We start from the raw sequence: 22,375 nt of genomic DNA, 5'->3' as shown, positions 1-22,375 counted from the left end.
TGCCGCCGGGACCTTGCGCGTGGTGACCGCCGCCGTCCTACCGACCGACCGTCCTACTGACCGACCGTCCGTCCTACTGACCGATCACCAGGTCCTCGGTGGGCAGCGTCTGGCAGGCCAGCCGCCAGCCCCTCGCCAACTCGTCCGCGGAGAACATCCCTCGGTCGTCGCTCTCGTGGGCGCCGGAGAGCACCCGCACCCGGCAGGTGCCGCACGCGCCTTCGCCGCACGACTGGGGCAACGCGACGCCGACGGCGTTGGCGGCGTCGAGGACCGACTGCCCAGGACTGCACGGGAACGCCGGGGCGCCACCATCCGTGTCGATCATGAACTCGGTGACACCGGCCGCCGCGGCGGCGACGGCGATGGCGTGCGCCTTCTCCCGGCGGGTCTCCCTGCTCCGGCCGGACACGAACGCCTCGGTGTGGATGGCCTCTCGCGGCACCCTCAGCTCCGTCAGGCATCCGATCAGGTCCTGCATCATGGCCGCCGGCCCGCACAGGTGCACGCGGGTCGTCGGACCGGCATGGGGCGCTAACGCGTCGGAGCCGATCCGCCCGTGCCGGTCGGTTTCGAAGACCGACATCTCCAGCCCGGGCAGCCGGGACCGCAGCGCCGCGAGTTCCGGACCGAACACCACCTCGTTCGCGGTCCGGTAGCTCGCCAGCAGGACAATCCGCCCGGTGTGACCGGCGTCGGCGGCGGCCAGCAACACGCTCATCAGCGGGGTGATCCCGACACCTCCCGCGATGAGCAGAAGGGTGTCCGCCGTGCCGTGCGAGGAGCCCGGCTGCCAGGTGAACGCCCCGTGCGGGCCGCTCACCCGCAACGCCAGTCCGGCCTCCAGTTCCTCATGGAGGAACCCCGAGCCCAGGCCGTCCGGCTCGTGCTTGACGGCGATCTCGACGAAGCCGCTCTCCCCGGGACTGCTGCAGATCGAGTACGACCGTTCGATCGGCTCGATGGCAACGGGCAGCTCGACCTTCAGGTACTGACCGGCGGCGAAGGAGAACGGCATCGTGTCCTCGTACAGAGGTGCGAGGCGGATCCTGCGGACCGTCGGGGTCAGCATCTCGATGCCGGCCACGCGCAGATAACCCTCCCAGGGCACGGCCGGGTCCCGGGCCGTTGCTCCGGAGCGGATGGCCCGCCACATCGTTCCGAGCTGCCGCGGTCTCAGGACGGCGTTCGCCGCCATCAGCCCGCCTGCCAGGGCCCCCACCACACCGGAACCCCAGGCGTCCTGACCGGCGACGAACAGGCCCTTGACCGGAGTACGGCATCCCGCCCGGGCCGAGCGCAGTCGTCGCGGAGTCGCCGCGAGGCCGTAGAAGGATCCCAGCACGCTGTGCTGATAGGTCTCGAACGACAGCGGCGTCGCCAGTTCGGCGAAGGCGACCGTCTCCCGGAATCCGGGCCAGCGCTCCTCCAGGCGGGCCAGCAGCCGTTCGGTCAACTCGTCCTTGAACTTCCGGTAGCTTTCCGGCCGCTCACCCTCGGGTGTCCCACGCCACGGGTCGACCAGCCGGGGATCGACCAGTTCGAGCAGCTCCACGGTGTGGAACCGGGCGGCCGGGTTGTTGAGCGACGCGAACGACACGTACAACGTGCCTTCCCCCGGCGGGCGCGGCCCGCTGTCGTGTTCCTGGAGATCGGGCATGAACCAGTGGTTCTCGCCGCGCAACCCGAACACGGCCGGCGACCGGTCCAGGCCGAGGAACAGCATGACCGCCGACCGTTCCTCGGGCAGATCCGCCAGTTCATGGCTGCGCCCGATCAGGGCGTACGTGTTGCGCACTCCGGCCGCCGAGACCACCGTGTCGGCCCGCACCCGGTAACGGCGGCCGGTGGCGGTGTCCTCGACGTCCACCCCGGTCGCTCTGCCGCCTTCGACCACCACCTCGTGGACCCGCTGCCGGGGGCGCAGCACGACGCCGTACCGTCGCAGGATCTGCAGGACGACCCGGTTGAGTTCCTGCGGGCCGCCCACGGGGTGTGCGGTGCCGTCCATGAAGAAGGTCAGCGGGACCGCCGCGTGATAGCCGAACGCGCTCGATGCGGGCGGGGTGCCGTACAGCCCCCACCGCGCGGCCAGAACGGCTCGCAGACCCGGATCGCCAAAGCTCCGCAGGACCTGGTCCCGCAACGATCGGAAGGTCGAGGGGAAGAGCCGCTCCACCAGCGGCGCAGTCGCCTTGCGGATACCGGCCGGGAACGATGCAAGGACATTGCGCGCCGTCAGTCCCGCCATGGCCCGGCGAGTGGTCCGGAAGAAGTCGTCGATGGCCTCGGCCTCGGCGGGGAACCGTTCCTTCAGACGCGTGCGGAACGCCTCCTCAGTGGCGGGGACGGCGAAATCGAGTTCCGGGAAGTGCAGGGCGTCGTACTCGTCCGGCAGGAGCGACAGTTGCGCCCGTCCGTCCGTCATGAATCCGAGGAACGGGCCGGAGTTCGCGCTCATGTAATGCAGCCCGGTACCGAACCGGTAGCGCCCGGCGCGGGAGAACTCGTGCGTCATCCCGCCGAGCGTGTAGTGCTGTTCGAGGACGAGAACGCGCTGACCGCCGAACTGTGCGATCGCCCGCGCTGCCGCGAGACCACCCATGCCCGACCCAATCACAACGACATCGGCTTCCTCGTCCGACATCTTCCGCACCCCCCAGTCATCCGACCGCCGAGGCTCAGGTTGGCCGAATGCGCTTGACGTCGACTGAATGATCTGTGAAGTCCGCCGGGAACCGGGCCCTGCTCTCATTCCCTGTCCGTCCAGTGCGAGGCCATAGCTTGGCGCCGAGCGTGAGGGTGTGGAGCCGTGTCGTTCTGTGCTGTGTTCCGACGGGCCCGCACATGTCCGGCGGCCGAGGTCACATGAGCGGACGTTGCCTGCTGTCGCGGTGCGCAGAAGTGGTCGTCGGCCGGACGGTGCGGGAGAGACGGAGCACCGCTGCGGTCCTCGTCGGCCGTCGTCCGAAGAAGAGGGTGGTTCATGGTGAACGGGAATCCGACGATCGTGCTCGTACACGGTGCCTTTGCCGACAGCAGCGGCTTCAACGCCGTCGCCAAGCGGCTTGTCGCCGACGGCTATCCAGTGGTGGCCGCGCCGAATCCCCTTCGGGGGCTCGCCTTTGACGCGGTTCACGTCAGGGCGCTGCTCGACAGCATCGAGGGACCGATCGTGCTGGTCGGGCACTCGTACGGCGGAGCGGTCATCTCGGCCGCCGCCGAAGGGAACGCCAACGTGAAGGCACTGGTCTACCTGGCGGCGTTCGTGCCGGAGACGGGCGAGAGCGCGCAGGCACTGGTCGAGCGGTTCCCGGGCAGCACCGTGGGCGAATCCCTGAAGCCGGTCCCGCTGCCCGACGGACAGGTGGATCTCTACATCGAACCGAAGGTCTTTCATCCCCACTTCGCGGCCGACGTGTCGTTGGAGGAGGCCACGCTCTACTCGATCACGCAGCGTCCGGCCACCGGCGCCGCGCTGGGCGAGCCGGCCACCGGTCCGCAGGCGTGGCACACGATCCCCAGCTACAACCTGATCAGCGGCGCCGACAGGATCATCCCACCGGCGACGCAGGAGTTCATGGCCCTGCGTTCGGGGGCGAAGTCGCAGGTGGTCGAGGGTGCTTCCCACATGGTGTTCGTCTCCCGGCCCGGTGCGACGGTGGCCCTCATCGAGACCGCCGCACAGGAGCAGGCGCCCCCGCGGTAGCACCGCCGGGCGGCGCAAGTGCAGTGCCCCGAGGACCCATGGGAGGGAAAGTGCACAAGAGCGAAAAGGCCATGCGGTGGGGTCTGCGGATCCACTTCTTCTGGTACGTCCTCGCCAACGCCGCTCAGGTGGTGCTGTGGGCGATTTTCACCCCGGACCGCTTCTTCTGGCCCTTGTGGTCGATTGTGGGCTGGGGCATCGGCATGGTGATCCATTTCTGGGCGATTCGCGTGAAGTCCCGCTCAGTTGCCCGCTCGTGACGTGAACCATCTCAAAGACGACCGGAGGAAAAGTCATGTCCGAGAAAGTGGTTCCGGGTCGCAACACCGCCGCCGCCGAAGGCGACGTCGTCGTCTTCCATATCGGGCTACGGATCAATCGGCTACGAGCATTCTCCAACTGGCTGCCGGCATTCATGTCGATGCCGCGCATGCTGCGTGAGCTGTCGCAGGAGAAAGCCAGCGGGCTTCTCGGGTACAAGGTGCTCTACGGCAGCCTGCGCGACTTCTACGTCGTCCAGTACTGGTCCGACAAGGACCGGCTCCTGGCCTACGCCCACCAGCAGGACAAGGAGCACAGGCCCGCATGGACGGCGTTCAACCGACGAGCACGCGCCGCCAAAGGGCATGTGGGTATCTGGCACGAGACGTTCATCGTCCCGGCCGGCTCCTACGAGTCGGTGTACGTCGACATGCCCGCGTACGGCCTCGGCGCCGCGACCGGTGTCGTTCCGGTCGGCCGGCGCGGCGACACGGCGGCGCAGCGGCTGCGTACGGGAGAGAAGTGAACTGCCGGGTCCGGACGCGCAGGCCGCCCTGGCGGTGACGTCCACCTCCTCCGCCGGAAGCACCCGGATCGTACGGCTGGCGTAGCCGCTCTAGAGCGCGCAACGGCTGGTGGAGTCAACGCGGTTTCATCTTGTACCGTCCTCCCTCACCTGAGGGAACACATCCCGCGCGCCTCCGGAGCGCTCAACCTCCTGAACACCGTGGGCGGTTCGATCGGCACCGCGGCGGCTGACCGTCCGCCACCAAGCCGTCCTGGATGCGTGCGCCGACACGTTCTGGTCGGTGGGCGGCCTCGGCCTGTCGGCCGCCGCCGCGGCGACGTGACAGCGGTGACACCGCAGGCGGTCCCCTCGGTGTCGCCGCTGTCCCGTGCGGCTCAGCGCAGCCGGTCCTTGGCCTTGTAGTAGGCGCCGCCGAAGGGCAGGAACCAGGCCGTGCCGTTGTAGAAGGGGACGGGGACCTTCGGGAAGCCGAGGCCGCGCAGCGGGTTGGCCTGCGGTTTGCCGTCCATCATCTCGGCGACGGCGCGGCCCATGTACGTGGCCATCTGGACGCCGTGGCCGCAGTAGCCCATGGAGTAGTACAGGCCGTCGGTCTCGCCTGCGTGCGGGACGCGGTCCCAGGAGAAGCCGACCGTGCCGCCCCAGACGTAGTCGATCCGCACCCCCGCGAGCTGCGGGAAGATCTCCGTCATCTCGCGCCTGAGGACGTCGCCGCTCTTGAGGTCGGAGGCGGGGTTGGAGGGGGCGAAGCGGGCGCGGCCGCCGAAGGCGAGGCGGTGGTCGGGGGTGAGGCGGATGTAGTGGCCGATGTTCTTGGAGTCGACCACCAGGCGGCCGTTCGGGATGAGTTCCTTCGCGCGTGCCTCCCCCAGCGGCTCGGTGACGATGATGAAGCTGCCGACGTTGATCAGCCGCTTGCGGAACCAGGGCATCGCCTTGTCGGTGTAGGCGTCGGTGGCGGCCATGACCTGCCCCGCGCGGATGGTGCCGTGCAGGGTCTCGACCAGGAAGCCGCCGCCGGGCAGGCGGGTGAGGCCGGTGGCCGCGTTGCGTTCGTGGATCTCGGCTCCGGCCCGTTCGGCGGCGTCGGCGAGGCCGTGGACGTACTTGCCGACGTGCAGGCCCGCGCTGAGCGGGTCCAGCAGGGCGCCGTGGTAGTAGTCGGAGGACAGCTCCGCCTTCAGCTCCGCGCGGGTCAGGAGCTGGGTCTCGTGGCCGAAGTTGTCGGCCAGGTCGCGCTGCTTGGCCCGCATGGCCTCGAAGTGCCGCGGCTTGAAGGCGACGCCGAGGCGGCCGGCGCGGTGGAAGTCGCAGTCGATGTCCTCCTCGCGCGTGAGGTTCTCGACGACGTCGACCGCCTCGCGGAAGGCGTTGTACAGCTCGCGGGCGCGCTCCTGCCCGTAGCGCTTGCGGGCCTCGGCGGGGCTGATGGTGATGCCCTGGGTGCACATGCTGCCGTTGCGGCCGGATGCGCCCGAGCCGACCTTGTCCTTCTCGACGAGGACGACCCGGGCCCCCTTGCGGGCGGTGTGGTAGGCGGTGGACAGGCCGGTGAGTCCGCCGCCGACGACCACCACGTCCGCCTCCTCGGGGAGGTCCTTTCCGGAGCGGTCGGGCAGGGGCGGGGCGGTGTCGAGCCAGTACGGGATCTGTTTCATCGTGGGCTCCGGTTCAGCAGCCGAGCAGCGCGGGCAGGCCCGACAGGTCGGGGAGTTCGTCGTAGGGCCGGTAGGCGGTGCTGCCGGGGCGGCCGTAGCGGTTGATCCAGACCCGGCGCTTCAGGCCGAGGTCGCGGGTCGGGATGAGGTCGTACTCCCAGCCCTGTGCCGTGTGGATGACCTGGGCGGGGTCGACGCCGATCGTCTTGTACGCGTGCTCGAAGGTCTGGCGGTCCGGCTTGTACGCCCGCGCCTGCTGGGCGGTGATGACGTGGTCGAACTCGACGCCGATGTTGGCGACGTTGCGGGCGATGAGGTCGTCGTCGGTGTTGGAGATGATGGCGATCTCGTACCGGGACTTCAGGGCGCGCAGGGCGTCGGGCACCTCGGGGAAGGGGCCGAAGGTGGGGACGGCCTCGACGAGGGCGTCGCCGTCCGAGGTGCGGTATTCCAGACCGTGCAGACGCATCGCCATGCGCAGGCTGGAGTGCAGGACCTCGTGGTAGGGGCGGTAGGCCTCCAGGACGGCCTGGAAGCGCATGACGCGGAAGTCGTCGAGGAACTCGTCGACGTCCAGGCCGTCCAGGTCGAGCCGGTCGGCGAGGACCTTGAGGGTGGTCGGGCCGAGCTGGAAGTCGACCAGGGTGCCGTAGGCGTCGAAGGTGACGATCTCTCGCATGCTGGTTCAGCCTCGATTCGCGGGATTTCTGGGGGACTTGGAAGATTCAGACGACGCGTTCGCCGGGCGTGACGATCGAGTCGAGGGCGGCCAGGTCGTCGGCGTTCGGGATCCAGTCGGCCGCCTCGGCGTTGGCGGTGATCTGGTCGGGGGTCATGGCGCCGCAGATGACGGAGCCGACGGCGGGCAGGGCGGCGAGTGCGCCTACGGCCACCTGGAGGAGGCTCAGGCCCCGTTCGGTGCCGTAGGCGGTGAGGGCCTCGACGCGGTCGAGGGCGGCGTCGGTGAGCCAGCCCTGGCGCCAGGAGAGCCGGCTGCCGGGCGGGGGTGTCCCGCCGCGCCGGTACTTGCCGCTCAACAGACCGTTGGCCAGGGGGTAGTAGGGGAGCACGCCGATGCCGAGGCGGCGGCAGGCGGGGATCAGGTCGTTCTCCGCGCCGCGGTCGAGCAGGTGGTAGCGGTCCTGGGCGCAGACGAAGGCATCGGTGAGCTGGTCGGGCGGGAGGTTGGAGCAGCCGAGGTGGCGGACCTTGCCCTCGTCGACCAGCTCGCGCAGCGCCGCCACCGTCTCGTCGAGGGGGGTGACGCCGTCCGGCTCGTGGTACTGGTAGAGATCGATGCGGTCGGTGCCCAGGCGACGCAGGGATGCCTCGACGGCGTACCGGATGTAGCGGCGGGAGCCGCGCGGGCCGTGCCGTTCGGCTTCCGCCTCCGCCCCTGACATCTCCATGCCGAACTTGGTGGCGAGGACGACCTCGTCGCGGTGGCCCTTGAGCGCGGCGCCGAGGAGTCGCTCGCCGTCGCCGCGCGAGCCGCCGTCCTCGCCGAACGCGCCGTAGATGTCGGCGGTGTCGAAGAGGGTGATCCCGGCGTCGAGGGCCGCGTGGACGACCGCCCGCGTGCCCTCCTGGTCGAGACGCGAGCCGAAGTTGTTGCCGCCCACGCCGACCACGGAGACGGTCGGGCCGCGCGCGCCGAGCGTGCGGTATCTCATGAGCGGTCTCCGAAACCGATGCAGACGTTCTTGGTCTGCGTGTAGCTCGCCAGGCCTTCGAGTCCTTTCTCCCGGCCCCAGCCGCTGTGCTTGTAGCCGCCGAAGGGCAGCTCGACGCCGGTACCGATGCCGGTGGCGTTGACGGAGACCTGGCCGGCCCGGATGCCCTCGGCCAGGCGCAGCGCCTTGTCGAGGTCGCGGGTCCAGACGTAGGAGGACAGGCCGTACGGGGTGTCGTTGGCGATCCGCAGGGCCTCGTCGGTGTCGTCGAACTCGATGACCGTGACGACTGGGCCGAAGATCTCCTCGCGGGCGCAGCGGGCGTCGTTGGTGAGGCCGGTGAGGACGGTCGGCTCGATGTAGTAGCCGTCGGCGAGTTCGGGGGCGGACGGCGCTCCTCCCCCGGTCCGTACCGTGGCACCCTCCTCGCGGGCCAGGTCCAGGTAGCCGAGGACCCGGTCGCGCTGGCGGGCGGCGACCAGCGGGCCGATGTCGGGGTCCGTGAGGCCGGGACCGATGCGCAGCGAGGCGAGCTTGGCGACCAGCCGGTCGAGGAAGTCCTCGGCACCGCGCTGGAGGAGGAGCCGGGTGCCCGCCGAGCAGGTCTGGCCGGCGTTGCTGAAGGAGGCCCCGAGGATGGCCTTCAGGGCGAGGTCGTAGTCGGCGTCGGCGAAGACGACGAAGGGCGACTTGCCGCCCAACTCCGTGACGGACGGGACCACGTTGGCGGCGGCGGCCTGGGCGACCTTGATGCCGGTGGCCACCGAACCGGTGAAGGTGACCTGGTCGATGCCGGGGTGGCCGGCGAGGGCGGCGCCGGTCTCGCCGTCGCCCGGGACGACGTTCAGCACGCCCGGCGGCAGGCCGCACTCCAGGGCGATCCTGCCGATCTCCAGCGGGGTGAGGGGCGCCTCGGGCGAGGGCTTGAGCACCACGGTGCAGCCAGCGGCGAGGGCCGGCGCGGAGCCTCTGGCGATGTTCTGCATCGGGTAGTTGAAGGGGATGATCTGGCCGGTGACGCCGATCGGCTCGCGGACGGTGTAGTCGATCAGGCCGGGGCCGAGCGGGATGGTGGTGCCGCCGAGCTTGTCGGCGACGCCCGCGTAGAACTCGAAGTAGCGGGCTGCGGCCTCGACGTCGGCCCTGGCCTGGCCGAGCGGTTTGCCGACGTCCTGGCTCTCCAGTCGGGCCAGGCGTTCGCCCTGGTCGCGGATGGCCCCGGCGATCCGGTACAGGAGCCTGCCCCGGTCGGCGGCGCGCATCCTGGCCCACTCGGGTGCCGTGAAGGCCGCCCGTGCGGCGGCCACCGCGTGGTCGACGTCCGTCTTCCCGGCCAGCGCGACCTGGGCGATGGCGGTGCCGTCGGACGGGTCGAGGACGGTGAAGGTGCGGCCGTCGGCGGCCGGGACCTGCTTGCCGTCGATGAGCAGTTCGGTGAGCTGGAGTTCGCTGGTCACGGCAGGATCTCTCCCTGTACCTCGCCGAAGATGACGACCTCGTCGCCCGGGTGGACGGTGCGGATCCGGCGCACCCAGAGCACGACGCCCTCCTGCGGGGCACGGACCTCCTCCAGGGTGCTGCCGTAGTGATCGACGATGCTGCCGATCAGGTCGCCCTCCTTGCAGTTCTGGCCCGGCTCGGTGTGCGCGACGAAGAAGCCGCCGGCCTTGGAGCGGGCGAAGGTGCCGGAGACGGCGGTGTAGGTGGTGCGCAGTTCCGCGTCGCCTTCGGTCATGCCGAGGCTGCGCATGATGTTGCGGACCGAGTTCATGTGCAGTTCGACGGTGGCCTCGCGGTAGGTGCCGCCGCCGGCCTCGATGGTGATGGCGGGCTTTCCGGCGTCGAGGGTGGGGTGACGGACCGTGCCGCCCCACTTGCCGCCCTTCCAGACCAGTTCGTGTCCGGCGGCGAGGGCGAGGTCGGTGGCCAGGTGCTCGTAGCCGCCCTGGAGGATGGCCAGGGGGGCGATCTCGCCGAAGGTGCCGCCGGTGTGCAGGTCGACGAGGGCGTCGATGGCGGGGATGACCTGTTCGACGAAGGTGGCCGCCAGGCGCAGGGTGTACGAGCCCTCCGTGTCGCCGGGGAAGATGCGGTTGAGGTTGAGGTGGTCGAGGTCGCTCGCGCGGGCCGCCGCTTCGAAGGCGGGGGTGTTGAGGCAGGGGATGCCGACGAGCGTGCCGTGCAGGGTGGCGGGGTCGGTCTCGGCGAGGACGCGCCGGATGGCCTCCTGGCCGTCGTACTCGTCGCCGTGCACACCCGCGTCGACGCAGAGCACCGGGCCGTCCTGGGCGCCGTTGACGACGATCAGCGGGATGCCGAGCTCCACGCCGTAGGTGCTGGTGCCGACCGGGATGAGGCCCTGGGCACGCTCGCCGGGGGCGACGGTCAGCGGACCGATGAAGTACATATGGGGGGGTTCCTTTCGGATGCGGGTGTCACAGACGGCCGGAGGCCTCGTCGAGGCAGGCCGCGAGAATGTCGGCGACGCGGTCGAGGAGGGGGCGGTCGCTGATCAGTGGGGGTGCGATCTGGACCAGCGGCGCGGCGCGGTTGTAGACGCGGGCCAGGAGGCCGGCCTCGCGCAGGCGGCGCGGGAGCAGGTCGGCGATCAGGGCGGCGCGGGCGGTGTCGCTGAAGCCGCCGCCGTCGAGGTCGCCGACCAGCTCGGCGGCGTAGAAGAATCCGGCGCCGCGGATGTCGCCGACGATCGGTAGGCCGGCGAGTGCGGCCATGCGGGAGGCGAGGTGGTCCTGGAGGCCGCGGACGTTGTCGAGGATGCGGTCCCGCTCCATGATCTCCAGGTTGCGCAGGGCGATGGCCGCGCTCAGCGGGTGCCCGGCGAAGGTGTAGCCGTGGTTGAGGACCGTGCCCGGCCGGTTGACGACCTCGACGACCCGGTCGCCGACCAGGGTCGCGCCCATCGGGGCGTATCCGGCGGTGATGCCCTTGGCGACGGTGACGATGTCCGGGCGGGCGCCGTAGCGGTCGCCGCCGAACCACTCGCCGAGCCGTCCGAAGGCGGTGATGACTTCGTCGGCGACGAGCAGGAAGCCGTACCGGTCGGCCAGGGCCCGCAGTCCCTCCCAGTAGCCGGTGGGCGGGGTGATGCAGCCGCCCCGGTTCTGCACCGGCTCGGCGATCAGCATGGCGACCGTCTCCGGGCCCTCGGCCAGGACCGCCGCCTCCAGTTCGCCGAGCAGCCGGGAGGTGAACAGCTCGTCGTCGAGGTACTCGGGCGCGAGGCGGAAGCGGTTGGTGTGGGAGACGAACCTGGTCTCGACGGCGGGCGGGCCGTACGGTTCGCGCAGTGCGGGGTCGTCGGTGAAGGAGAGGGTGCCGACGGTCAGCCCGTGGTAGGCGCCGCGCCGGGCGATCGCCTTGGTGCGGCCGGGCTCACCGCGCAGTGCGTGGTAGCGGCGGGCGAGCTTCCAGGCGGTCTCGACGGCCTCGGCGCCACCGCCGCAGAAGAACGTGTGCTCGATGCCCGGCGGTGCGATCCGGGACAGCCGCTCGGCGAGTTCGATCGCCGTGGGGTGCGCGGAGGCGGACCACAGGGGGCTGAAGCACAGCTCGCGCAGTTGCCGCTCGGCCGCCTCGGCGAACTCGGGGCCGTAGGAATAGCCCAGCTGGCAGCAGTACAGGCCGGAGAGCCCGTCGATGTAGCGCCTGCCGTCGGAGTCCTCGACGTACGCGCCCTCGCCGCGGCGGACGACGAAGACGTCGTCGCCGTCCGGGCCGAAAGAGCCGTTGGGAGTCATGTTGAGGAGCAGGTGGCGGGCCGCGCTCGCGGACAGCACCTCGGTGGCGGTAGCGGTGGTCATTTCGCGGCCTCGCTCACGGCCACGATGCCGGCACCCGGCTCGGTCGGCAGCAGGCCCGTCCGGTCGCCGGAACCGCCGAGCCGGCGTACCACCGCGACCAGGGCCAGGGCCAGGACGGCGATCGCGATGAGGATCGCGCTGATGGCCGTCACCGACGGATCGACGTTGTACTGCAGGACGTTGAACACCTGCACCGGCAGGGTCACGGTGTTCACCGTGGACAGGAACTGCGCGATGAAGAACTCGTCGAAACTGGTGATGAAGGAGAAGATCGCGGCGGCGACCAGGCCCGGCACGGCCAGCGGGAAGATGATGCGCCGGGCGACGGTGATGCGGCTCGCGCCCATGCTGGCGGCTGCGTCCTCCAGGCGTTCGTCGATGCCCTTCAGGGTGGCCATGAGGATCATCACCGCGATCGGCGCGGACAGCACGGTGTGGCCCAGCGCGATGGCGATCGGGCTGCCGAGCATCGCGGCCGGTTCGAAGAGCAGGAACAGCCCGAGGGCGATGACGACTTGGGGAATCACCAGTGGTGCCAGGACCAGGCCGTAGAGCGCCGAGCGCAGCGGCAGTTCGCTGCGGACCAGGGCGGTGGCCGCGGTCATGCCGAGAATCAGGGAGAAGACGGTGGTCAGGGAGGCGACGAGGGCGCTGAGCGCCAGCGCGGCGGGCCACTTGCTGCCCTCGGCGAAGAGCTTGTGGTACCAGCCGAACGTCCAGCCGGACGGCGGGAAGTTACCGAAGGCGTCCTTGCCGAAGGAGGTGACGACGATGACGACGATCGGCAGCACCAGGAACAGCAGGATGAGCGTGGACAGGACGGCCAGGGTGATGCGGCCGGCGAGGGTGGAGCGGAGTTCGATCATGATGCCGTACCTCGGTTCCGGTACGCCTCGCCCGCTGTCTTCAGGAGTCTGAGCAGCCCGAGTCCGGCGAAGGTGAGGAGCAGCAGGATGATGCCGAGCGCGGATGCCCCGTTCCATTCGCCCTGCTGCATGACCTGGTTGTCGATGAGGGAGGCCACCATGGTCTGCTTCGGGCCGCCCATGAGGGCGGGGGTGATGTAGTAGCCGAGGCAGAGGATGAAGCAGAGGATGCCCGCGTTGACCAGGCCGGGGGCGACCAGCGGCAGGTAGACACGGCGGAAGATGGTGATCCGCCCGGCGCCCATGCCGGCCGCCGCGGCCATCAGCCGGCGGTCGATGCCCTGCATGACGGCGTACAGCACCAGCACGGTGTACGGCAGCATCACGGAGGTGGTGCCGATGACGACTCCGAGCTCGTTGTAGAGCAGGTCGAAGGGGGCGCCCGGGACGTGGAGGTCCTTCAGGACGGTGTTGATGACGCCGTACTCGCCGAGCAGGATGATCCAGCCGTAGGTGCGTACCAGCGCGCTGATGAAGTGCGGAAGGACGACGACCACCATCACCAGCCCTGCCCACAGGGGCTTCAGCCGGGACACGGCGGCGGCCAGCACCAGGCCGATGGCCAGGCTCAGCAGTGAGGTCTCGGCGGAGATCCGCAGGGTGGTCAGCAGGATGTCCAGGTTGGCGCCGCGGAACGCGTCGGCGTACCAGTGCAGTGTGAAGCCGCCGTGCTCGCCCTTCAGGCTCAGCAGGAGGGTGCTGAAGATCGGGTAGACGAACAGGATCAGCAGGTACACGACGACCGGGACGGCGTTGAGCAGTCCGAAGCGAGTACGGCGGTCGGACCAGGCGCGGCTCAGCCGCTTCCCGCGGGTGACCGGAGCGGCGGAGTCGGGTGCCGGAGCGAGCACGGCCACCGTTCTCACCTCCCTTCTTCGGGGTCGGCGAACACGCTGACGTCCGCCGGCTCCGCGCCGAGGCCGACCCGTTCGCCGGGCACGGGGGCGCGCCCTGCGGGCAGTTCCAGCCGTACGACGCCGGTGGCCACGGCGCCTTCGGGGCGGACGGTGACCCGGACGAGGGTGCCGACGTAGGTGACCGTCTCGACGGTCCCGGTACAGAAGCCCTCGCCGGCGGGGCGCAGGGCGAGCCGGCCGGGCTGGACCGCGGCCCGCACCGGCGCCTTGGCCACGGACGCCGCCTGCTGTGCCCGCGCCTTGAGGAGACCGCCGGTGTCGAGCCGTACCAGCAGGTGGTCCGCGGTGTGTTCCTCGATGTGGCCGGGGAGGAAGTTCGCGGCACCGAGGAAGTCGGCGACGAAGGGGGTGCGGGGGCGCTCGAAGAGCTCCCGCGGGGTGTCGAACTGGTCGATGCGGCCGTCCCGCATCACCGCGATGCGGTCGGACAGGACCAGGGCCTCCTCCTGATCGTGCGTCACATAGATGACGGTCAGGCCGAGTTCCTGCTGGATGCGTTTGATCTCGGTCTGGAGCTGGTCGCGCAGCTTCTTGTCGAGGGCGCCGAGCGGTTCGTCCATGAGGATCACCGGGGGCCTGTAGACCAGGGCCCGGCACAGGGCGACGCGCTGCTGCTGGCCGCCGGACAGCTCGCGCGGGCGGCGGCGGGCCATCGCGGAGAGCCCCGCCATCTCCAGGGTCTCGCCGACCCGACGCCGCAGCTCCGCCTTGGGTGTGTCGCGCAGTTGCAGCGGGAAGGCGACGTTCTCCCACACGGTCATGTGCGGGAAGAGCAGGTACTGCTGGAAGACGAAACCCAGCCCGCGCTTCTGCGGGGCGAGGCGGGTGACGTCGTTGCCGCCCACGACGATGCTGCCGGAGTCGGGTTCGCAGAATCCGGCGATCATCATCAGGGTGGTGGTCTTGCCGGAGCCGGAGGACCCGAGGAAGGTGACGAACTCGCCCGCCGCGATCTCCATGGAGACCTCGTCGACGGCCGTGACCCCTCCGCGGTACCTCTTGCGCAGGCGGGTCACGGAGAGGGGTTTGCCGCTGCCGGTCAGGGCGGCCGGGGCGGAGTGCGAGAGATCGGACATCACGTCTGCCTCAGGCATGGGCCCACTCCTGCCAGCGCTTGGCCACCGCGTCCTGGTTGTCGTGCCACCACTGGACGTCCGCGTCGAAGCCGGTCTTGAGGTGGTCCGGGGAGCTGCCCAGGTTGGCGGCGACGGTCGAGGAGAGCTTCTTGTAGGCGGCGGGCACCGAGGGGGCCATCGGGTAGAGCTCGGCGTAGTGCGCCTGCACCTCGGGTTGCAGGGCGAAGTCGATGAGCTGGTAGGCGGCGTCGAGGTTGGCGGCGCCTTTGGCGATGCCGTAGGCGTTGCTCTGGCGGCGGGCGCCGTTCCACTGGTAGGCGAGCGGGGAGCCCTGCTTGATCAGGTCGTCGAGGCGGCCGTGCCAGACGGTGGAGGCCACGACCTCCTTGCGGCCGAGGAGCACGCCGGGCAGGGCACCGGTGTCCCAGTACTTCTTGACGGACCCCTTGATGTTGTCGAGGGACTTGAAGGCGCGGTCCACGTCGAGCGGGTAGAGCTTGTCCATCGCCACGCCGTCGGCGAGCAGGGCGAACTCCAGCTCGGGCAGGTCCGCGTCCAGTGCCTGCAGGGAGCGGCTGCCGGGGAACGCCTTGGTGTCCCAGAAGTCCGCCCAGGTCGAGAGCTTCTTTCCGTCCCAGACGTCGGTGCGGTACGCCATGACGCTGGCCCAGTAGTTCTTGCCGATCGCGTTGGAGGTGACCAGCGCGTCGGCGATCCCCGCGCTCTTGAGGTTCTTCAGCCGGTCGTGGTCGAGGTCCACGGTGGCGTCGGCCTTGCTGAAGCGCAGGAAGTCGGCCATCGAGTCGTCGATGACGTCGAACTGCGGGCGGCCCTGCTGGATCTGGGCGAGCATCTCGGCGTAGTGGATGTTCACCACCTCGACGGTGATGCCGGTTTCCTTGGTGAACGGGTCGTAGATGGCCGTGCGGTTGGCGTCACCGTAGGTGCCGCCGCTGTCGCGGACGACCAGTGTCTTGGAGCTCTTGGCGCCGGCACCGGTGGACGACCGGCTGGTGCCGGTGCCGCAGGCGCTGAGGACGGTCGCGGCTGCGGCGCCCGCCGCGGCGGTGCCGACTCCGCGGAGGAAAGTTCTGCGGTCGATCCGGGCGTTGTTCATCGTGTGCCTCCTGGTGGTGCTGCCCCATGGGCAGGGAAGCGGTCGGGGCGGGGAGCGGGGCCCTGGTGGGGAGCGCCGGGAGTGGGGGCGGCGCCGTGGGAATGCGTCAGGCGGGGTCGGTCTCGTCGGGGGCGGTGCCCACGCCGGGGGTGTGGAAGCCTGCGGACTCGGTGGCCCGGTCGGGGTCCCACGGCGCGGCGATGGCGGCGAGCTCGGCGCCGGGGGCGACGGTCAGGCCGTGCATGTGGTAGAAGATCCGCCCGCCGGCCGGGGCGTGGACCGCGTACTCGCGGCCGTCGGCCGGGTCGGCGATACGGCCGAGGAGTTCGCCCTCCGCCACCTCGTCGCCGGCGGACACCTCGGGGTACCACAGTCCGGTGGCCTCGGCCGTGACCCCGGCGGCCCAGACCCATTCGCGGATCGCCGGGGCAGGGCCGGCGAATTCGGCCGTACCGTCCGGGTTCAGCACGCCCAGGTGACGCAGGGCCCGGCACAGGCCGTCGACGCGTCGCAGGGTGGTGGCCTCGTCGCGCTGGCCGAGCCCGCCCACCTCGACGAGCACCGCGGAGATGCCCCGGCGGGCGGCGGCCGCGTGGCTGTTGCCTCCCTCGGCGGTCAGCCCGAGGACGACGTCCTCGACGCCGAAGGAGTGGGCCAGTTCGGCCGTCGCCTTGTCGAGGTCGGGGTTCCCGGTGAGCCGGTATCCGACGAAGTCGCGCAGGAGTTGGTCGATGCCGCCGCAGTGGAGGTCGACGTAGACGTCGGCGCCGTCGACGAGGTGGGCGAAGAGCCAGGCCGCCAGCCGCTCGGTGGGGCCGCCGTCCTGGGTTCCGGGGAAGACGCGGTTGATGTTCACGCCGTCGAGCGGGGAGACGTTGAGCCGGCCCTCGTAGACCGCGGGCGGGTTGGCGACCGGGCAGACGATCAACTGCCCGCTCAGTCCGGCGGGTTCCACCAGGGTCGCCAGGCGTACCGCCGCGTCGATGGGCGTGAACTCGCCGCCGTGCACACCGGCGGTGATCACCACGCGGGGGCCGGGACGGTCGCCGTTGACCAGGGTCAGCGGGATATCGAGGGTGAGGGTGCCGAGGTCGGCGGGGACGGTGCCGCGGACCTTGGTGCCGGGCGCGGCCGACAGCGGCCCTACGGAGAGCGTGCCGTTGTCCATGATCAGGCCTCCGTGCGGTCGATGGTGGACAGGAAGTCGATGGGTCGGGGTGTGGTGCCGTCCAGGGCGAGGTCGGCCGCGATGTCGCCGAAGGCCGGCGAGAGCTTGAAGCCGTGGCCGGAGAACCCGGCGAGCAGCACGACGTCGTCGGCGCCGGGCAGCGGGCCGACCAGCGGCCGGCTGCTCTCGGTGTAGCCCTCCATGTAGACGGAGAGGCGGATCGGGTCGGGGTCCAGGTCGGGCATGTGGCGTCCGATGAGCTCGGTGAAGGTCTCCAGTTCCTCGGGCCGCACGGTCCGTTCCAGCTGGTTCGGGTCGCCCGCGGGCCGGTGCAGGGCCTTGGACAGGCCGAGCTTGACGGAGACGCCGTCCGGCGAGGGCAGGCCGTAGCAGTGGGTGGGCGCCGTCCGGATGAACGCGGGGCTCTCCTCGCCGAACCAGGCTTCGGTGGTGGGTACGTACCAGGCGCTGACCAGTCGGCGGACGTCCACCTCCCAGGGCAGGTCGGGCAGCAGGTCGTTGATCCAGGGGCCGACGGTGACGACCGCCGTGTCGAAGCGCTCGGCGCCCGCGTCGGTGCGGATCTCCACGCCGTTCGCCAGCGGGACGATCTCGCGGACCGTGGTGTAGCGGTGGATCCGGGCGCCCAGTTCCTCGGCGCGCCGGGCCGCGGTCTGGACGGTCAGCTCCGGCCGGATGTAACCGGCGCGGCGGTCGAGCACGGCCGCGTCGCCGTCCTCGACGCGGAACTGCGGGAAGCGTTTGGCGAGGGAGTCGGCGTCGAGCACCTCGTGGTCGAGGTCGTGCTCGGCGATGGACTCCAGGACGGTGGCCATCTGCTGGTGTTCGGTCGGGCCCATGAGCAGGCAGCCGGTCAGGCGGCGCAGCTCACGGCCGGTCTCCCGCTGGAGCTCCTCCCACAGGGCGTCGGCGTGCTTGAGCAGCGGAACGTAGCGGGAGTCCTCGAAGTGGGCGCTGCGGAAGATCCGGGTCTCACCGCCGGCGGCGCTGCGGTCGTGGCCGGGGGCGAACCTGTCGTATCCGACGACGTCGGCTCCGCGGGCGGCCAGCCGCCAGGCGGCCTGGCTGCCCATCGTTCCGACGCCGACGACCACGACGCGCTTCCTGGCAGCTGACACGGGGGATTCCTTTCGGTTCGCGGGGGCACACGGTGGCCCTCGGCATGGACTGCTCGACGCGGACTGTCGGATTCGAGGCTTTTTTTGGAGGGTTCGGGCCACCTGAAGGCCCGCGGGGCGCGACTGCCCCTGTCCGGCGGTCCCGGCTCATGTCCCGGGAGGACCTCCGGAGGACCGTTCCACTATGTGGCACGCTGTGCTAGAATCTGGCACGAGAATGTCAGCGGCTCCGACGCGGAGTCAAGAGGGTGTCCGGCAGCGATTCCGAGGATTAACAGGGGGAAACCGGATGGAAATGAAGAGTGTCACCAGGTCACTGCGCATCCTGGAGGCCGTCGCCCAGCACCAGCCGGTCACCGTCGGGGAACTGACGAAGCTCTTCGGACTGCCCAAGTCGACCGTGCAGCGCACCCTGGTCACACTCGCCGAGGCCGGCTGGCTGCGCGCCAACCGACGGGACACCACACGCTGGGAGATCGGCGCCCGCGTGCTGGCGGTACGGCCCGCGGCCCTGCAGGGCTCCGGCCTGTTCGTGGCCGCCCGGGAGCCGATGATCCGCCTGCGGGACGCGGTGAACGAGACGATCCACCTGACGGTGCCCGACGCCCTCCAGTGCATGGTCGTCGTGGACCGCGTGGACTGCGACCACGCCGTACGGACCTATCACGCCATCGGCGACACCTCGCCGCTGCACGCGACGGCCACCGGGCGCGTCATCCTCGCGCACCTTCCGAGGCAGGACGTCGAGGAGCTCATCGCGCGCGGCCTGGAGCGCTTCAGCGACACGACCCCCGCCGAACCCGGCGAACTGCGCGCCGAGTTGGACCGCATCCGCGAGGACGGCTACGCGCTCAACCAGAACCAGTACCGCCTGGGCGTCTGCGCGCTCGCCGCGCCGGTGCTCGACGCGGGCGGGGCGCCGCTCGCCGCCGTGGCCGTCTCGATGCCCGACTCCCGCTTCGACGCGGACCGGGTGCGCGAGTGGGGCGACCTGGTGGCGGGCACGGCGGCGGAGATCACGGGGCGGCTGCTGAGTGCCTGAGCGCCCCGCTGGAAGAGCAGCGAGGGGTTGTCGGTCGGCTGCGGCGCCTTCGTGGCTGGTCGCGCCCCTTCAGGGCGCTTCCCGCGTACGGGGGTAGCAGGTCACGGTCACCGCACGGGCATCGCCAAGTACTGGTACTCCAGGAACTCGTCGATCCCGACCCGGCCGCCCTCGCGCCCGAGCCCGGACTGCTTGACGCCGCCGAAGGGAGCCGCGGGGTTGGAGACAAGGCCGGTGTTGAGGCCCACCATGCCTACGTCGAGGCGTTCGCCGACCCGCAGCCCCCGGTCCAGGCCCTCGGTGAAGACGTACCCCACCAGGCCCCAGGGCGTGTCGTTGGCGCGGCGGACGACCTCGTCCTCGTCGTCGAAGGTGAGGATCGCCGCCACCGGGCCGAAGATCTCCGCACCCATCAGACGGCTCCCGGGGTCCACGTCGGCCAGCACGGTCGGCGGGTAGAAACAGCCGGGCCCCTCGGGCGTACGTCCGCCGACGAGCACCCGCGCTCCACGCGCCACCGCGTCGGCGACCAGTTCCTCGACCTTGGCGCGTCCGGCCCCGTCGATGAGCGGACCGACGTCGACCCCGTCCCCGGTCCCAGGACCGACCACGAGCGCACCCATCCGCTCGGCGAGCCGCGCCCCGAACTCCTCCGCCACCGACCGGTGCACGAAGAAGCGGTTCGCCGCCGTGCACGCCTCCCCCATGTTGCGCATCTTGGCGGTCATCGCACCGTCCACGGCCACGTCCAGGTCGGCGTCGTCGAAGACGATGAAGGGCGCGTTGCCGCCAAGTTCCATCGAGGCCCGTACGACCGTGTCGGCGCACTGCGCGAGCAGCAGGCGGCCGACCGCCGTGGAGCCGGTGAAGGACAGCTTGCGGATGCGCCCGCCACGTAGCAGCGGCTCGCACACCTCGCCCGCCCGCGAAGTGGTGACGACGTTCAGCACCCCGTCCGGCAGACCGGCCTCCTGGAGGATCGCGGCCAGGGCCAGGCTGGAAAGCGGGGTCTGCGGCGCCGGCTTGAGCACCATCGTGCAGCCCGCCGCGACCGCCGGACCGATCTTGCGGGCGCCCATCGCGAGCGGGAAGTTCCAGGGCGTGATGAGCAGGCATGGGCCCACCGGACGGCGGGAGAGCAGCATGCGGTTGCGGCCGTCGGGCAGGACGCCGAAGCCGCCGTCGATGCGGACGGCTTCCTCGGAGAACCAGCGCAGGAACTCGGCAGCGTAGGCGACCTCTCCCCTGGCCTCGGCCAGCGGCTTGCCCATCTCGGACGTCATCAGGAGGGCGAGTTCGTCGGTGCGCTCGACGACGATCTCGTAGGCGCGGCGCAGGATCTCACTGCGCGCCCGCGGTGCCGTACGCGCCCAGTCCTCCTGTGCCCGCACCGCGGCGTCCTCCGCTAGCCGGGCGTCCTTGGGCCCGGCGTCGGCGACGTGACAGAGGATCTCGCCGGTCGCGGGGTCGTCGACGGGCATCGTGGCGCCGTCCGAGGCATCCGCCCAGACGCCGCCGATGAACAACTGCGTGGGTGTGTCGGTCATGAGGGTTCTCCTGGCTGGTCGGCGAGGTCGAGCAGTTGTGCGAGATGTACGGCGCGCACGCCCCGATCGCCGGCGAGATGGTCGACCTGGGTGGCACAGCCGAAGCCGTCGGCGACGACGGGCGTATCGGGTGAGGCGCCGTCGAGGCGGGGTCCCAGTTCCAGGGCGGCGACGGCCATCGAGGTGGCGTGGTGCTGTGCCTCGAAGCCGAAGTTCCCGGCCAGTCCGCAGCAGCCCTCGGCCTCGTCGACCTGCCGTACGCCGAGCCGGCGGAGCAGTTCGCGCGGGTGGTCCCCAAAGGTGGCGTACTCGTGGCAGTGGGTCTGCAGGACGACGGCCTCGGGCAGCGGGGGTGGCGTCCACTCCGGTGCGGCGAGGTCGGTGAGGGCGCCGGTGAGGGTGTGGACGCGGGCCGCGACGCGGCGGGCGGCCTCGGTGCCGAGCAGTTCGGGCACGTCGCGTTTCAGGGCGGCGGCGCAGCTGGGTTCCGGCACCACCAGGGGCCGTTCGTCGCCGTCGTCCAGGTGGGCCACCGTACGGGCCATGACGGCGCGCGCGACGGACAGCTGGCCGGTGCTGACCCAGGTCAGGCCGCAGCACAGGCCGGTCCGGGGGCTGCACGGAACTCCGGCGGCGGTGAGCACGCGGCTGGTGGCGCCGGCCACCTCGGGGCGGAAGGCGCGGGTGAAGCTGTCGACGAAGAGCAGCGCTTTCGCCTCGGTGCCCGGCCGCGTCGCGCCCAGGACTCGGCGCAGTGCGCGCCGGGAGGCGAACGCGGGGATACGGCGCTCGGTGGTCACGCCGCCGAGCCGGGCGAGGAACCTGCCGAACGGCCCGCGCAGCAGGGCGTTGAGGGGCCGGGCGGCGTACCCCGCGAGGACGGAGGCCAGCGGCAGCCAGCCCAGCGAGTAGTGGGAGCGGGGTCTGACCCTGCCCTTGTAGTGCTGGTGCAGGAACTCCGCCTTGTACGTGGCCATGTCGACGCCCACCGGGCAGTCGCTGGAACACGCCTTGCAGGACAGGCACAGATCGAGGGCGTCACGTACCTCCGTCGAGCGCCAGCCGTCCCGGACCGTCCCGCCCCGCACCATCTCCTGGAGCAGCCGGGCCCGGCCCCGGGTCGAGGCGTTCTCCTCCCCCGTGGCCCGGTAGCTGGGGCACATCACGCCGCCGGTGTCGCTGCGGCAGCGGCCGACGCCGACGCAGCGGCGCACGGCGCCCGCGAACCCGTCCTCGTCGTGCGGGAAGGAGAAGAGCGTCTCGACGGGCAGTACGTCGGCGGGCGTGTGCAGCGCGAAGTCGGCGTCGAGCGGGGCCGGGGCTACGACGACGCCCGGGTTGAGCAGCCCCTCGGCGTCGAAGATCTCCTTGAAGGCGGCGAACGCCCGGATCAGCCGGGGGCCGTACATGACCTCCAGCAGCTCGCCGCGGGCCCGGCCGTCGCCGTGCTCGCCCGACAGGGTCCCGCCGTGCTCCACGACCAGGGCGGCGGCCTCGCGGAGGAAGCGGCGTGCGGCGCCGCGGCCGGTGTCCGTGGCGAGGTCGAAGTCGATGCGGACGTGTACGCAGCCCGCCCCGAAGTGGCCGTAGAGCACGCCGGTGAGGCCGTGCGCGGCCAGTAGTTTGCGGAAGTCCCGCAGGTAGGCGGGGAGTTGGCCGGGCGCGACCGCCGCGTCCTCCCAGCCGGGCCAGGATTCCCCGCCGTCCACCAGGCGGGCGGCGAGCCCGGCCCCGTCCTCGCGCACGCGCCACAGCGAGCGGCGCTCGGCTGCGCTCGCCACGACCCGTCCGC

Annotated in this window: 19 protein-coding genes; 4 read left to right on the top strand and 15 right to left on the bottom strand. The window is 71.0% G+C overall.

Features of this window, described 5'->3' with window-relative positions; all coding sequences use genetic code 11:
• Nucleotides 1-73: 73 nt before the first annotated feature.
• The gene (locus ABZ848_RS46040) at nt 74-2,647 is read right to left on the bottom strand and encodes a 2Fe-2S iron-sulfur cluster-binding protein (protein ID WP_360842055.1); all 2,574 of its coding nucleotides are present in this window, start codon (nt 2,645-2,647) and stop codon (nt 74-76) included.
• A 339-nt stretch (nt 2,648-2,986) separates the two neighbouring features.
• Between ABZ848_RS46040 and ABZ848_RS46035 the strand changes: the two genes are divergently transcribed.
• The 3 genes from ABZ848_RS46035 to ABZ848_RS46025 are packed head-to-tail and all read left to right on the top strand — an operon-like array spanning nt 2,987 to nt 4,496.
• Entirely contained in the window at nt 2,987-3,709 is a 723-nt protein-coding gene (locus tag ABZ848_RS46035; RefSeq protein WP_360842052.1) for an alpha/beta hydrolase, read from the top strand.
• 50 nt (nt 3,710-3,759) lie between these two features.
• The gene (locus ABZ848_RS46030) at nt 3,760-3,969 is read left to right on the top strand and encodes a 2TM domain-containing protein (protein ID WP_360842049.1); all 210 of its coding nucleotides are present in this window, start codon (nt 3,760-3,762) and stop codon (nt 3,967-3,969) included.
• Nucleotides 3,970-4,004: 35 nt separating this feature from the next.
• Nucleotides 4,005-4,496, top strand: coding sequence for a DUF4188 domain-containing protein (locus ABZ848_RS46025; protein ID WP_360842047.1), 492 nt, complete (start codon nt 4,005-4,007; stop codon nt 4,494-4,496).
• A gap of 377 nt (nt 4,497-4,873) precedes the next feature.
• Here the strand turns inward: ABZ848_RS46025 and ABZ848_RS46020 are convergent, their stop codons facing one another.
• The 12 genes from ABZ848_RS46020 to solA all read right to left on the bottom strand — a co-directional run bounded on the left by ABZ848_RS46020 (nt 4,874) and on the right by solA (nt 17,994).
• On the bottom strand, nt 4,874-6,157 hold the full coding sequence (locus ABZ848_RS46020) for an FAD-binding oxidoreductase (RefSeq protein WP_360842044.1): 1,284 nt from the start codon (nt 6,155-6,157) through the stop codon (nt 4,874-4,876).
• A 13-nt stretch (nt 6,158-6,170) separates the two neighbouring features.
• On the bottom strand, nt 6,171-6,836 hold the full coding sequence (locus tag ABZ848_RS46015) for a haloacid dehalogenase type II (RefSeq protein WP_360842041.1): 666 nt from the start codon (nt 6,834-6,836) through the stop codon (nt 6,171-6,173).
• A 46-nt stretch (nt 6,837-6,882) separates the two neighbouring features.
• Complete coding sequence (locus ABZ848_RS46010; RefSeq protein ID WP_360842039.1) at nt 6,883-7,830, bottom strand: aldo/keto reductase; 948 nt, start codon at nt 7,828-7,830, stop codon at nt 6,883-6,885.
• Nucleotides 7,827-9,287 carry an aldehyde dehydrogenase family protein gene (locus ABZ848_RS46005; RefSeq protein ID WP_360842037.1) on the bottom strand — a complete coding sequence of 487 codons (1,461 nt, stop codon included), beginning with the start codon at nt 9,285-9,287 and terminating at the stop codon, nt 7,827-7,829. Before ABZ848_RS46005 ends, ABZ848_RS46010 begins: the two co-directional genes overlap by 4 nt.
• Nucleotides 9,284-10,237 carry a succinylglutamate desuccinylase/aspartoacylase family protein gene (locus tag ABZ848_RS46000; RefSeq protein ID WP_360842035.1) on the bottom strand — a complete coding sequence of 318 codons (954 nt, stop codon included), beginning with the start codon at nt 10,235-10,237 and terminating at the stop codon, nt 9,284-9,286. The genes ABZ848_RS46005 and ABZ848_RS46000 overlap by 4 nt, the downstream gene beginning before the upstream one ends.
• A gap of 28 nt (nt 10,238-10,265) precedes the next feature.
• Nucleotides 10,266-11,651: an aminotransferase class III-fold pyridoxal phosphate-dependent enzyme gene (locus ABZ848_RS45995; RefSeq protein ID WP_360842032.1), complete on the bottom strand. Its 1,386-nt coding sequence runs from the start codon at nt 11,649-11,651 to the stop codon at nt 10,266-10,268.
• Nucleotides 11,648-12,517 carry an ABC transporter permease subunit gene (locus tag ABZ848_RS45990; protein ID WP_360842029.1) on the bottom strand — a complete coding sequence of 290 codons (870 nt, stop codon included), beginning with the start codon at nt 12,515-12,517 and terminating at the stop codon, nt 11,648-11,650. The genes ABZ848_RS45995 and ABZ848_RS45990 overlap by 4 nt, the downstream gene beginning before the upstream one ends.
• Nucleotides 12,514-13,434, bottom strand: a complete 921-nt coding sequence (locus tag ABZ848_RS45985; protein WP_360842026.1) for an ABC transporter permease — start codon at nt 13,432-13,434, stop codon at nt 12,514-12,516. Before ABZ848_RS45985 ends, ABZ848_RS45990 begins: the two co-directional genes overlap by 4 nt.
• 5 nt (nt 13,435-13,439) lie before the next feature.
• Nucleotides 13,440-14,588, bottom strand: a complete 1,149-nt coding sequence (locus ABZ848_RS45980) for an ABC transporter ATP-binding protein (protein WP_360842022.1) — start codon at nt 14,586-14,588, stop codon at nt 13,440-13,442.
• On the bottom strand, nt 14,581-15,687 hold the full coding sequence (locus ABZ848_RS45975; RefSeq protein WP_360842019.1) for an ABC transporter substrate-binding protein: 1,107 nt from the start codon (nt 15,685-15,687) through the stop codon (nt 14,581-14,583). The genes ABZ848_RS45980 and ABZ848_RS45975 overlap by 8 nt, the downstream gene beginning before the upstream one ends.
• 106 nt (nt 15,688-15,793) lie before the next feature.
• Complete coding sequence (locus tag ABZ848_RS45970) at nt 15,794-16,855, bottom strand: succinylglutamate desuccinylase/aspartoacylase family protein (RefSeq protein WP_360842016.1); 1,062 nt, start codon at nt 16,853-16,855, stop codon at nt 15,794-15,796.
• Nucleotides 16,856-16,857: 2 nt separating this feature from the next.
• Nucleotides 16,858-17,994 carry an N-methyl-L-tryptophan oxidase gene (solA, locus tag ABZ848_RS45965; protein WP_360842013.1) on the bottom strand — a complete coding sequence of 379 codons (1,137 nt, stop codon included), beginning with the start codon at nt 17,992-17,994 and terminating at the stop codon, nt 16,858-16,860.
• Nucleotides 17,995-18,289: 295 nt separating this feature from the next.
• On the opposite strand from solA, the gene ABZ848_RS45960 reads away from it, so the two are divergent.
• Entirely contained in the window at nt 18,290-19,036 is a 747-nt protein-coding gene (locus ABZ848_RS45960) for an IclR family transcriptional regulator (protein ID WP_360842010.1), read from the top strand.
• Nucleotides 19,037-19,143: 107 nt separating this feature from the next.
• On the opposite strand, the gene ABZ848_RS45955 is transcribed toward ABZ848_RS45960, so the two are convergent.
• Both ABZ848_RS45955 and ABZ848_RS45950 read right to left on the bottom strand, forming a co-directional pair.
• On the bottom strand, nt 19,144-20,583 hold the full coding sequence (locus tag ABZ848_RS45955) for an NAD-dependent succinate-semialdehyde dehydrogenase (RefSeq protein ID WP_360842008.1): 1,440 nt from the start codon (nt 20,581-20,583) through the stop codon (nt 19,144-19,146).
• On the bottom strand, nt 20,580-22,375 hold a 1,796-nt coding region (locus tag ABZ848_RS45950; protein WP_360842005.1), incomplete at its 5' end, for an FAD-linked oxidase C-terminal domain-containing protein. The genes ABZ848_RS45950 and ABZ848_RS45955, both read right to left, overlap by 4 nt.

This window comes from Streptomyces sp. NPDC047081, assembly GCF_040643775.1.
Lineage (GTDB): Bacteria > Actinomycetota > Actinomycetes > Streptomycetales > Streptomycetaceae > Streptomyces.
Note: the sequence above shows the minus strand (reverse complement) of the source record. Positions and strands in the feature narration are given on the sequence as shown.

Bases quoted from the DNA above. Each gene is read 5' to 3' on its own strand.
- ABZ848_RS46040 (WP_360842055.1), bottom strand. From the start codon at position 2,647: ATGTCGGACGAGGAAGCCGATGTCGTTGTGATTGGGTCGGGCATGGGT.
- ABZ848_RS46035 (WP_360842052.1), top strand. From the start codon at position 2,987: ATGGTGAACGGGAATCCGACGATCGTGCTCGTACACGGTGCCTTTGCC.
- ABZ848_RS46025 (WP_360842047.1), top strand. From the start codon at position 4,005: ATGTCCGAGAAAGTGGTTCCGGGTCGCAACACCGCCGCCGCCGAAGGC.
- ABZ848_RS46020 (WP_360842044.1), bottom strand. From the start codon at position 6,157: ATGAAACAGATCCCGTACTGGCTCGACACCGCCCCGCCCCTGCCCGAC.
- ABZ848_RS46015 (WP_360842041.1), bottom strand. From the start codon at position 6,836: ATGCGAGAGATCGTCACCTTCGACGCCTACGGCACCCTGGTCGACTTC.
- ABZ848_RS46010 (WP_360842039.1), bottom strand. From the start codon at position 7,830: ATGAGATACCGCACGCTCGGCGCGCGCGGCCCGACCGTCTCCGTGGTC.
- ABZ848_RS46000 (WP_360842035.1), bottom strand. From the start codon at position 10,237: ATGTACTTCATCGGTCCGCTGACCGTCGCCCCCGGCGAGCGTGCCCAG.
- ABZ848_RS45995 (WP_360842032.1), bottom strand. From the start codon at position 11,651: ATGACCACCGCTACCGCCACCGAGGTGCTGTCCGCGAGCGCGGCCCGC.
- ABZ848_RS45990 (WP_360842029.1), bottom strand. From the start codon at position 12,517: ATGATCGAACTCCGCTCCACCCTCGCCGGCCGCATCACCCTGGCCGTC.
- ABZ848_RS45980 (WP_360842022.1), bottom strand. From the start codon at position 14,588: ATGCCTGAGGCAGACGTGATGTCCGATCTCTCGCACTCCGCCCCGGCC.
- ABZ848_RS45975 (WP_360842019.1), bottom strand. From the start codon at position 15,687: ATGAACAACGCCCGGATCGACCGCAGAACTTTCCTCCGCGGAGTCGGC.
- ABZ848_RS45970 (WP_360842016.1), bottom strand. From the start codon at position 16,855: ATGGACAACGGCACGCTCTCCGTAGGGCCGCTGTCGGCCGCGCCCGGC.
- ABZ848_RS45960 (WP_360842010.1), top strand. From the start codon at position 18,290: ATGAAGAGTGTCACCAGGTCACTGCGCATCCTGGAGGCCGTCGCCCAG.
- ABZ848_RS45955 (WP_360842008.1), bottom strand. From the start codon at position 20,583: ATGACCGACACACCCACGCAGTTGTTCATCGGCGGCGTCTGGGCGGAT.